Source organism: Vibrio sp. IB15 (genome assembly GCF_016406055.1).
Classification (GTDB): domain Bacteria; phylum Pseudomonadota; class Gammaproteobacteria; order Enterobacterales; family Vibrionaceae; genus Vibrio; species Vibrio chagasii.
On record NZ_JAEFCE010000034.1, the window covers coordinates 44,180 to 54,544 of the forward strand.

Consider the following 10,365-nt stretch of genomic DNA (forward strand, 5'->3'; position numbering starts at 1 on the left):
GAAAAATTATAATATATCTATTTTAATTTTCGATCAAACTTGATTAAGATATCCGCGTCATTTTATTGTCACAACTCAGCTCTAAAGCTTCAACGCATAATGCTCTGTGTTATATGCTAGCTATCAAAAAACTTAACCACATGAAACTAAGGAATTTTATGCACTCGATTCATGGGCTACCGGCAACGACCAGTGAAAGAGAATATGAATCTGTATACGTCAATTTATTCACACACAAAAGACTAGCAATCGATTCCTTATTCAACTTATTAAAAAACAAAGATAACACTTCACTTACAATATTTACTGACAAAGAAACTTTTTTGACAGGGCTCACTGAAGAAGTAATATCAAAAATCAATCACTTAGCAAAAACGTCATTAGAAAAAATGTATTTTGTTAATAGCCATCAGTCGAAAAAAACAATCAATCCAATTTCACTGTCACTTGATATTCACAATATCAATATAAAAAGCCATTCTACTTATATTTTATTTATTCATGACAGCTTGCTCGCTCACTGTGATGACAATGAAATTGATAAATTTCTATACAATATACAAAGTATTGCTCATAAAAAGCACTTATCCATCAATTTATGTATTTACGGCAACCTTGCAACGTCAATATTAAAACCAAAATTGCTCACTAATAACCGCTACATCGCAGGGCTTGCAACTATGACTCCAATCGATGAGTCTAGTTATAACTACCTTGTTGATTTTTGGTGCAATAAACATGGTGTTAAGTCTGATAGTGAATATATTCTTACGAGTTCAAGTAACGGTCAATTAGAGGCTACCTTAAACCAGAACCTAAGCTCGCTAGACATAATCGAAGATAAAGCGGACAACGATCGAATCTATGTGAGCAAAGAAGTCTTGAGTGAGGGCGTTAAGGTTCCCAAAAGCGTACATGTAGCGAATGACAACCAAACGCTACTAAAGATGCTCGATAGTCCAAGAGCTTCAACCGTTATCTTTAGTTGCACCAATCAGAAAGAAGTTAGGCAGTTAGCTATTGACTGCTTTAGGTTACGTGCTAAAGCGGGGAACCAACTAAAAATAGTTATTCGCGAGACTGAGCAGTGCCTAAGATACACAGACGAAAAGTTTCTACTTCGCGCAGGAGTTAATTTGATCTGTCCTGTTCAACTTCCTCACATGCGCTTTATGACACAAGTCGAGGCAATACAAGGCCAGTTATCCACTCGCCCATTACCGAAGAATATCGAGTCTCTCCTCAAGTATGACCTAAAGTTCGGAAATAAAGGTTATATGCTAAACACTGAGTTTAAAGACTATTGTGGTGAGTTGATTGCTATGTCATCACGCTCCAATGTTAGGTTTGCGTTAATCAAGCTTAGTTTGTTACCTGGAATGACGGCTGAAGATTGCCTACGTCTCTGCCATATCCGTAGAGATGGCGATGTCGTCACTGCATGTAATAATGCTCTTTATATCCTTTTTAGTGCGATCCGCCACAACGACATCAACGTTGCACTGAGTAACGTTTTCGAGTTTCCTATTCGCGATCTGTTTTATACGGTTCAAACTTATGACACTCAACATGATATCGAAGCCGAATTGCAATACATCATAAAAGATCAGGCCACAATCTCATCTGAAGTGTCACAATTAACGACAGAAGAAAAGATTTTTTCAGAGGCTACTCACCCCGTAACAGACGTCCCCCCCCTATTTGCAATAAAAAAAGTTATCGCCTCAAAGGGAACCATATGAACATTAATGACTTTCTACTCACGGCAACTATCAGCGCCTTAATTGGGGGGCTACTCGGTTACTTTCTTCGTGATGCTGTGGAATTTAGTATACGTGTTTATCAACGTCACTTCACACGTTCACGGTATTTCGAACAAGATGCCACTATCACTAAAAATAAGAAGCTAAAATAATGAAACCACATCTTAAGGATTCCATTCTTTCAAACCTAAGTTTGGGTTGGTGGAACATCTATTTTATCGCAAAAGTGGCTCTTTTCGTTCAAGGGACGATTGACTTCCACCCAATTGAAAACTTCGCTTTATTACTATTTATATTACTTCCCGTGACACTGAAGCCAATCAATGTAGCTCGCCATCTTATCGCGGTTGTGATAGCTGCTTGGTTACTGCATTATGATTCTTACCTTCCGCCGCTAGATAGGCTTTGGGCGCAAGTAGGACAACTCGCACAGTTTGAGATTGGATATCTTATTGAGCTTATAGGGCGGTTTGTTTCAGTTGAAGCACTGCTAGGCTTATTTACGCTATGTGCAGGTTACTACATCCTAAGTAGATTTCTACGTATCTCGGTCTTCGTCGTTATCGCGATGCTTTATGTCAGCCTACCAGACAGTCCTGAACCTTCAGTTCAGGTTGTTAGCAATGACTTAACACAAAAAAACGAGTCTACCCTGCCAACGCCGTCGCAACCACAAATAACTGAAATAAATGACCAATCCCTGAATAAAATGACTACAAATTTTTTCGAGAAAGAAGCATCTCGTTCTGTCGATTTTAGTCAAAGCAGCCAATCATCAGCCCCCTTTGACCTACTATTTTTAAGTATTTGTTCAGTCGCGTGGGACGACATCGAGATTGCAGGGTTAGCAGATCACCCGCTGTTTAAAGAATTCGACATCATGTTCGACAACTTTAGTGCCGGCACATCATATAGTGGCCCTGCTGTTATTCGTCTATTAAGAGCGAGTTGTGGTCAACAAGAACACAGCCAGCTGTTCGCATCAGCACCTTCAAACCAATGTTACCTGTTTGATAATCTCAAAAACTTAGGCTTCGAAGAAAACCTATTAATGAACCATAACGGTGTCTTTGACAGCTTCCTTGAACTAATTAAAAAGGATGGTGACATAGCAGCAGAACTCATGCCTCAGGATGGCTTTAAGCCTTACCAAAAGTCATTTGACGGCTCTTCAATATTCCGAGACAAACAAGTCCTAGATAACTGGCTACAACAAAGGCTAAACAGCAGTGATGAAAAAGTCGTAGCATTGTATAACTCGATCTCACTACATGATGGCAATCGAATCATAAATTCTAAGTCCAGTACGTCAATGATCAGTTATAAAAAGCGTTTGAAAAACCTGCTTGACGATCTTTATGATTTTTTCAAACAGCTTGAAGCATCAAAACGTAATATTGTTGTTGCTTTAGTACCTGAACACGGAGCAGGTATGCGGGGCGATAGAATGCAAATACAAGGTATGAGAGAAATACCAGCCCCTGGTATCGTGCATACTCCAGTAGGCATTAAGATTTTCGGGGAAAATATCAAACGTGACGGAGAGACAATACATGTCACCGCTCCTTCAAGCTACCTAGCACTCTCGCAATTAGTATCCAATATTCTAGAGGAAGATATCTATAGTGATACACAGTTCAGTCCAAAGAAACTAACTCAAAACTTACCAGAAACACCCCTCGTAGCCCAAAATTCTGGCTCAACAGTAATTGAAGTCGATGGCAAATATTACGTCACATTAGATGGATCTAGTTGGATTGAATATCCAAATAAGTAGTCGTTAATCAGGCTCTATCATTACCAAAATAGGACGAGTAAGAGGCAAGCCAGTGAATCAATCACTGGCTTTTTAATACCTACCAGTTATCGAATTGCTTAACCTAAATGTGCACCAGCGTACCTCGACCTAGATATTGTGAGCATCATGACTTAAGAATGTGGCGTTCTCGATGAGAAAGTCTAAAAAGGTTTCGGCTTGCAATGACAGTGCTCGGCCTTTAAGAGATTGAACTTTCACCGTCGCTTTAGAAAAGGTGTCTAGCTCAGTTGCAACCACTTCAATTTGTCCCGATTTGATCTCATCAAGCACAGTGAGCTTAGGCATAAAGGTCACGCCTAGGCCTGCCGAAACGAAGTTAGTTAGCGCGGTAACAGAGTTAGTTTGAAGCTTAGGTTGCAAAGTGAGATGAGAGTTTTGTTCGGCCTGCTTTACGAGCCTCCCCATACCTGTCGAGTTGTCGATCAAAGCAATAGAAGCCTCTCTAACATCTTGCAGTGTCACTGGTGCTTGTTGCGTCGTCAGTATGTGCCCTTTTGGAGCGATTAGCTCTAGAGGATGACTACGCTCGACGTGTGAATGCAGTTTAGGGTGAGGAGCAGACGCATAGGTAATCGCGAAATCGATCTGTTGATCCTCCAACATTTTCACGGCATCCAACGCACCCGCAATTTCAATCGATAAATTGATATCAGGGTATCGAGCCATGAAGGTCTGCATGGGTTTAGAGACCAAGTTTGTGATAAACCCTTCCCCTATCGCGATGCTAACGTTACCGCCCTTGAGGTTTTTCAGCTTGGTTAGGCGAGCCAGCACCGCCGTTTCACTGCGAACGATGGAGCGGTAATAGTTCAATAACTCGTTGCCCGCCTCAGTCAGCAGAGATTGGCGGTTGTTGCGCTCCCACACCTTCATTTCTGCTTGTGCTTCAAGCTGCGTCAGCATTCGACTCATTGCCGCAGGGTCAACGTTCATCATCTTAGACGCTTTACGCAGCGACCCATATTTTGATAACGCATTCAGATACTCAAGCGCACGGAGATTAAAATAATGCATGCAACTTCCTTGTGATTCGACAGACACACGGCAAGCGTCTCACAATTTTCTCATTTGCCTATCTAGGAATTGAGATACCGACACAACAAGTTTGCAAGTTGTGGGCTGAGTCACCAACACAAGTCCTTGAAGAGCGATAGGCACGATATAGAAGAAGTATGTATTCGCGCCAAATAAAACAAAAACACAGCTCAATTCAACGAAGAAATGAGCTGTGTTTGATGTTCACTATCGGCTGTTTGAAGCCGCTAAACTGTCGCTATTTTAAGGCAAGCAGCTTGTCGACAAATTCAGAGAAACCATACCCGCCAGGCTTGCTCATCACCACTGATGGGTGATGTTCTAGTCGTTCCCAGTAATGCTGAATATTCGCCACACCGACACTGTTCGGCAAAATTTCAAACATGTATTGATCGTTCATCGAGTCACCGACATAGCAACTACGCTCAACTATTTCTTGGTCAGATAGTCCCTTCTCTTTAAGAAAGGCGGTCGATGTTGCTTTCTTAGAGTGCTCACCATACCAAGCATTAATGTGAATAGAGCTTGCTGTAGCATGTGCACCTAACGCGTGAATCTTTGAGACTATCTCTTCAATAATCGCATCATCAACTTTAGGACGGTTTTGTCCAATGTCTATCGCGACCTCACACAAGCGATACGACTGATCGAGCGTTAAACTCAGCTCTGGGTAATCGCTCAAAATAGCTAAGACTTGTTCTTTCAGTTTGCTCTGATTAGCACTGACTTCTGGCAAGGGAATATCTGAGCGCAATGTCAGATAACCGTTTTTCTTTTCCATAATGAAAGCGCCATTCTCGCCGAGAACCGCATCAACAGGCCACAGCTGAGCAATATGATCACACCACCCTGCACATGCGCCCGTTACCGCAACTACTTTTTTCCCTGAATCACGCAGCTTGCTTAACGCAATCAAGGTTTCAGGAGGCAATTGACCTTGCCAGGTTAAGGTGTCGTCCACATCAGTTAACACCCAATCTATCTTTTTCCAATTTTGGTTCAATTCATTCGATACCGAATTCATTTCTACACCTCTAAATAATTAATCACTAAACAGTGTTAAAGCAAATTCGGTAAAAACATCACTAAGCTTTCAGAGAAAGTCAGCAGCATCAGAACCGTGAGTAGTGCTAGCAACAACGGAGCCACTTCTCTTACGAAGTCGACCATACGAACTTTTAAAATCGAGCAAACCGTAAACATCATCGAGCCAAATGGCGGAGTCACACCACCAATCATGATATTCACAATCACGATAATACCGAAGTGAACCGGATTAACGCCTAGGTTAAGCACAGCTGGCAATAGTAATGACGTGAGTATGATCATCGCGGCACCACCTTCGATAAACATACCCACCACTAACAGCAGCACGTTAATCAACAACAGCAAGACGAGCTTGTTGTCTGTCAGCTCAATCAAAGCAGACGCAACATTGTGTGGGATCTGCTCTAGCGTCATGTAGTAACCAAAGACCATCGCACCGATAATGATGAACATGACACTACTGGTGCCTTGCACTGTTTCACGCATGATCAGCGGGATATGGCGCAAACCCAGTTGACGATAGACAAAGATGCCAATAATCGCGCAGAGTAATACAGCAATCGCACCCGCTTCAGTAGGCGTGAACAAGCCAAAACGCATGCCTAAAATAATGCCAAATGGGATCAACAGTGCCGGTATCGCTTTCAAGAAGTAGTGAAAACGCTCTTTGGCAGAAGCTGGCTCAGAGCGAGACGGTTTGTAACGGCGCTTACGAGCAATAAACGCGATTGTCACCATCAGCGACAGCGCCATCAAAAATGCCGGCACGTAACCCGCTATAAACATTTGATGGACTGACACGTTCGCTAATAAAGCAAAGATGATTAGGTTAATACCCGGTGGAATCACAGGGCTGATACTTGATGACGCAGCTGTTACAGCTGCCGTGAATGGCAAGTCATAGCCACGCTTAGTCATCTCGGGAGCAAGAATCTTCGACTGCATCGCCGCATCCGCATTGGCAGAGCCAGAGATACCGCCCATCAGAGTACTCAGCGCTACATTCACTTGAGCCAGACCACCGGTTTTATGGCCAATCATAGAATCGGCAAAGGCGAGTAAGCGCTTACTGATCCCCGCATAGTTCATCACCGAACCCACCATGATAAAGAACGGGATGGCCAACAACGGAAAAGACTCAGCAGAACTAATAAAGCGCTGCATTACCAAGCTCACCGGAATAGAGTCATTGATAAAAAGAAAGTAAACCATCGCCGATGCAATCAGAGAAAACGCGATGGGGATGTTCAAAAGAAACAGAACAAACAGAATAAGGATTGGAAGATAGCTTTCCATGAATCGTACCTACTTAGAAGAGCGCTTTAGAGAAGCGACATCGTTCGCGATAAATCGAACGGTGTGAATCGCCATCAATGAGAAACAAAGCAACAACACGCCATTGATAACAAAATAAGATACGCCCATGACCGGTGTTACTTTGTTAGATAGCATGAGATATTGATAACTCAGAACTGCCATTAAAATGTTCAGAGCCAGTAGGAAAACGGAAACACACAATCTAAATGGGATTTTTGCTTTTTCTGGCAACATGGCAACCACCACATCCACACCCATGTGAAGCTTGTGTTTGTAACAGGAGCTAATCCCTAAGTAGACAGCCCAAATGAAGCAAATCACCGACAGCTCTTCACTCCATGGGACAACAAAACCAAATCCATAACGCAAGACGACGTTAACGATAACAACCAATACGGTGATCGAAATAGCGATAGAAGCGAGGATTTCTTCAATATTTTTCAATAAAAACAAAAGACTTCTCCGATGAAATACCTAGTACAACGTGGGTATTTCAGGAATAAAACGGCCTAAGAATATTTAGGCCGTAATCATTAACTAATTAATTTATGCAGAACTACTGTGCAGCTCGGATCGTTTCTAGCTCTTTCATGATCGTCACGTGTATGCCTTCACTCCAGCTTGGGAACTGGTTGTACACATCTGCCGTTAACTGGTTGAACTCTTCAGAATTCACTTCATTAAAGGTAACGCCTAGCTCTTCAAGTTTCTGAGTGTATTCAACATCCAGTTTAACTAGCTCAGCAGTGTTAGATTCAGCACCAGCCTCTAGCTCTTCGTTGATGATCTGTTGTTGCTCTGGCGTAAATTTGTCCCAAAGCATAGGCGAAATGTAGATACCCACAGTGCCAAGGAAGTGCTTAGTCAAAGACATGTTCTTAGCCACTTCGTAGATCTTGGTTGAGTACATTGTCAGGATAGAACCTTCAAGACCGTCGACAACGCCTTGCTGAACGCCTGCGTAGGTCTCAGGGAATGGAAGAGAAGCTGGAGCTGCGCCCATTGCTGAAAGTGTACTGATGAACAGCTGACTTTGTGGAACACGAATACGCATGCCTTTCATGTCATCAGAGTTAACGATCTCTTTATTGGTGATCATGTGGCGGAAGCCAAACATGTAGTCTGCGTTCAATACTTTGATGCCCTTATCTTCCGCTTTAGCCTTAAGGCCAGCGACGAAATCAGTGTCCATCATCGCTAAATATTCATCATAGGTGTTGTACAGCATTGGACCTGCCAGTGCAGCAAAGTCAGGCACGTAATCACCTAGATAAGTCAAATCCTCTACGGCAATCCAGTTGGCACCGTTAACCACTTGTTCCAAGTTATCTTTGTAAACAGGCAATTGACCACCAGGGAAGACTTTAATGTTTACCGAGCCATCGGTTCTTTCTCGAATTTTGTCGGTCGCTTTGATTAACTCTTGTGTAAGCAGCTCATTTTGAGTGAACACAAGGCTCATGTTGATATTGATCGGCTCGTCTTTAGCTTCAGAACCAGCCTTGTCAGCTTCACCACAACCAACAAGCAGCGTTGCCGCCATAATTACTGTACCTAATAGCTTTTTCATTTTTAATCACCTTTATGTGGCTATCGTTTTCTAAATATAGAGGGTGTTATTAAGTTTTCGTAGAGTATGTGAGTGAATTATTACATTCATATGAACATTTATCTTGATGATTTGAACATAGTGAGTATAAGGTCTCACTATTGTACAAACTCTATCCAACTCTTTTTAACTAGTTCTCATTTAAAACAGCGCAATATGGTGGAGAGTTAATAAATCTGTAATAAAGTAGAGCTACTGTTTCCTGAATTTTCAAATGAACATCGAGATTGAATTATGATCACAGGCCACCGCGGTGCCGCTTCTTTAGCACCTGAAAATACGTTAGTGAGTATTGAACACGCAGCGAAAGCTGGTGCTAAATGGATTGAAATTGATACCCAGTTGAGCGCTGATGGCATCCCTATGGTTTTTCATGACAAGGCAGTCAATCGTTGTACTAACGGAACGGGTAATATCGCCGATTTAGACTTAACCACACTCAAGACGTTAGATGCTGGTAGTTGGTTTGGTAGCGAGTTCGCGGGGACTACGATTCCTACTTTGAGCGAAGCGTTCGATAAATGCCTAGAACTTGATGTAACTCTGAACCTTGAGATCAAAATTTATGACGATAAGGCTATTCAGCCACTCGTTGAAACAGTAATCGCACTGATTGAGCAAAAGCAGTTCCCTATTGAAAAACTGCTCATCTCAAGCTTCAAAAAAGAGGCGCTAAGTCTTTGCCAGCAAATGATGCCTGAGGTTAAACGTGGTTTTATCTGCGAAGTGTGGAACGATTTCAGCCTGGAATCCCTTCAGTCACTTGATCTTTACAGCATTCATATCGATCACCGCATTCTTGATGAGAAAATAGCAAAAGCGATCAAAGCTTCAGGCGCAGTTCTTAAAATATGGACTCTGAACGATCCACAATTGGCGGCTAAATATTTCAACCTAGGCGTCGATAACATCATCACTGACGTACCAAACCAATTTTAGTGGGCTTCTATGGAACTGAACCATCGCCAGAAAGAAATACTCGCAACGCTTAAAGCAAACCAAGATATTCAGATTGACCACTTAGCCGAGTTGTTTTCTGTCACTACTCAAACCATTCGCCGTGACGTAAACCACCTGTGTGAGCAAGGTCTAGCGCGTAGAGTGCACGGAGGTGTCAGCCTACCTACTACGCTCACGAACACGAGTTATCGATTCCGCGCTGACGTTGAGTCAGAAACAAAAGACAGTATTGCTATCGCAGTTGCCGATGCGATACCAGAAGGTTCAACCGTCATGATGGGCATTGGTACCACCGTCACTCGAATTGCGCAGTATTTGTTAGCAAAGCCAGCGTTACGAGTGATCACTAATAACCTTCAGGTGGCTCGCATCCTTGAGGCAAATGAGCAGATTGAAGTGTATTTGGCGGGTGGTTTGTTCAGACGAGAGCACCAAGACATGGTGGGAAGTAGCGTGGTCCACTTCTTTTCCGACTTTGAAGCAGACATCGGCATCTGTGGTTGTGGTTCAGTAACAGACAGTCACTTCGCCATGGAGCATGAACAAGTTGAAGCTGACCTATCCAAGTCGATCATAAAGAACAGCCGCGAAAGCTGGCTTGTCGCGGATGCCAGTAAATGGGGACACTTTGCCGCTCTAAAGGTAGCGTCACTGAATGATTTTGACCGCATCTACACGAACAACACTCAGCTGCCATCGGAATTAAACATACATTTGGTCGAAGACGAAGCACACCAATAAAGATGAAAAACATAGATAGAAAAAAAGGTTCATCGCGGCTTTCCGGGGAAAGCCGCTTTTATCTTCAAGAAGAA

The 10,365-nt window shown here is 42.7% G+C and carries 10 protein-coding genes; 5 read left to right on the forward strand and 5 right to left on the reverse strand.

What is annotated here, in order from left to right; all coding sequences use genetic code 11:
* Window positions 1-158 precede the first annotated feature (158 nt).
* Genes bcsE through bcsG form a run of 3 tightly spaced genes read left to right on the forward strand, consistent with a single transcriptional unit; the run spans window position 159 to window position 3,540 of the window.
* Window positions 159-1,742, forward strand: a complete 1,584-nt coding sequence (gene bcsE, locus JC606_RS13695; RefSeq protein WP_137408366.1) for a cellulose biosynthesis protein BcsE — start codon at window positions 159-161, stop codon at window positions 1,740-1,742.
* Entirely contained in the window at window positions 1,739-1,915 is a 177-nt protein-coding gene (locus JC606_RS13700) for a hypothetical protein (RefSeq protein ID WP_008219898.1), read from the forward strand. Before bcsE ends, JC606_RS13700 begins: the two co-directional genes overlap by 4 nt.
* Window positions 1,915-3,540, forward strand: a complete 1,626-nt coding sequence (gene bcsG / locus JC606_RS13705) for a cellulose biosynthesis protein BcsG (RefSeq protein WP_137408367.1) — start codon at window positions 1,915-1,917, stop codon at window positions 3,538-3,540. The genes JC606_RS13700 and bcsG overlap by 1 nt, the downstream gene beginning before the upstream one ends.
* 129 nt (window positions 3,541-3,669) lie before the next feature.
* On the opposite strand, the gene JC606_RS13710 is transcribed toward bcsG, so the two are convergent.
* The 5 genes from JC606_RS13710 to JC606_RS13730 form a co-directional block, all read right to left on the reverse strand.
* Complete coding sequence (locus JC606_RS13710; protein WP_198778778.1) at window positions 3,670-4,596, reverse strand: LysR family transcriptional regulator; 927 nt, start codon at window positions 4,594-4,596, stop codon at window positions 3,670-3,672.
* Between the two features lie 259 nt (window positions 4,597-4,855).
* Window positions 4,856-5,641, reverse strand: coding sequence for an HAD-IIB family hydrolase (locus JC606_RS13715; RefSeq protein ID WP_105057368.1), 786 nt, complete (start codon window positions 5,639-5,641; stop codon window positions 4,856-4,858).
* A gap of 35 nt (window positions 5,642-5,676) precedes the next feature.
* Window positions 5,677-6,960, reverse strand: coding sequence for a TRAP transporter large permease (locus JC606_RS13720; RefSeq protein ID WP_198778779.1), 1,284 nt, complete (start codon window positions 6,958-6,960; stop codon window positions 5,677-5,679).
* A gap of 9 nt (window positions 6,961-6,969) precedes the next feature.
* Entirely contained in the window at window positions 6,970-7,434 is a 465-nt protein-coding gene (locus JC606_RS13725) for a TRAP transporter small permease (RefSeq protein WP_050651502.1), read from the reverse strand.
* Between the two features lie 103 nt (window positions 7,435-7,537).
* Window positions 7,538-8,551 (reverse strand): C4-dicarboxylate TRAP transporter substrate-binding protein, encoded by a 1,014-nt coding sequence (locus JC606_RS13730; RefSeq protein WP_198778780.1) that lies wholly within the window; start codon window positions 8,549-8,551, stop codon window positions 7,538-7,540.
* A gap of 273 nt (window positions 8,552-8,824) precedes the next feature.
* Here JC606_RS13730 and JC606_RS13735 point away from each other — a divergent pair, with 273 nt between their 5' ends.
* Together JC606_RS13735 and JC606_RS13740 are read left to right on the forward strand one after the other, a co-directional pair.
* On the forward strand, window positions 8,825-9,529 hold the full coding sequence (locus tag JC606_RS13735) for a glycerophosphodiester phosphodiesterase family protein (protein WP_198778781.1): 705 nt from the start codon (window positions 8,825-8,827) through the stop codon (window positions 9,527-9,529).
* A 9-nt stretch (window positions 9,530-9,538) separates the two neighbouring features.
* A complete protein-coding gene (locus JC606_RS13740) occupies window positions 9,539-10,291 on the forward strand; it encodes a DeoR/GlpR family DNA-binding transcription regulator (protein WP_198778782.1) in 753 nt (250 codons plus the stop codon).
* Window positions 10,292-10,365: the final 74 nt, after the last annotated feature.

Coding starts and splice junctions, on each gene's coding strand:
- bcsE (WP_137408366.1), top strand. CDS start 159: ATGCACTCGATTCATGGGCTACCGGCAACGACCAGTGAAAGAGAATAT.
- JC606_RS13700 (WP_008219898.1), top strand. CDS start 1,739: ATGAACATTAATGACTTTCTACTCACGGCAACTATCAGCGCCTTAATT.
- bcsG (WP_137408367.1), top strand. CDS start 1,915: ATGAAACCACATCTTAAGGATTCCATTCTTTCAAACCTAAGTTTGGGT.
- JC606_RS13710 (WP_198778778.1), bottom strand. CDS start 4,596: ATGCATTATTTTAATCTCCGTGCGCTTGAGTATCTGAATGCGTTATCA.
- JC606_RS13715 (WP_105057368.1), bottom strand. CDS start 5,641: ATGAATTCGGTATCGAATGAATTGAACCAAAATTGGAAAAAGATAGAT.
- JC606_RS13720 (WP_198778779.1), bottom strand. CDS start 6,960: ATGGAAAGCTATCTTCCAATCCTTATTCTGTTTGTTCTGTTTCTTTTG.
- JC606_RS13730 (WP_198778780.1), bottom strand. CDS start 8,551: ATGAAAAAGCTATTAGGTACAGTAATTATGGCGGCAACGCTGCTTGTT.
- JC606_RS13735 (WP_198778781.1), top strand. CDS start 8,825: ATGATCACAGGCCACCGCGGTGCCGCTTCTTTAGCACCTGAAAATACG.
- JC606_RS13740 (WP_198778782.1), top strand. CDS start 9,539: ATGGAACTGAACCATCGCCAGAAAGAAATACTCGCAACGCTTAAAGCA.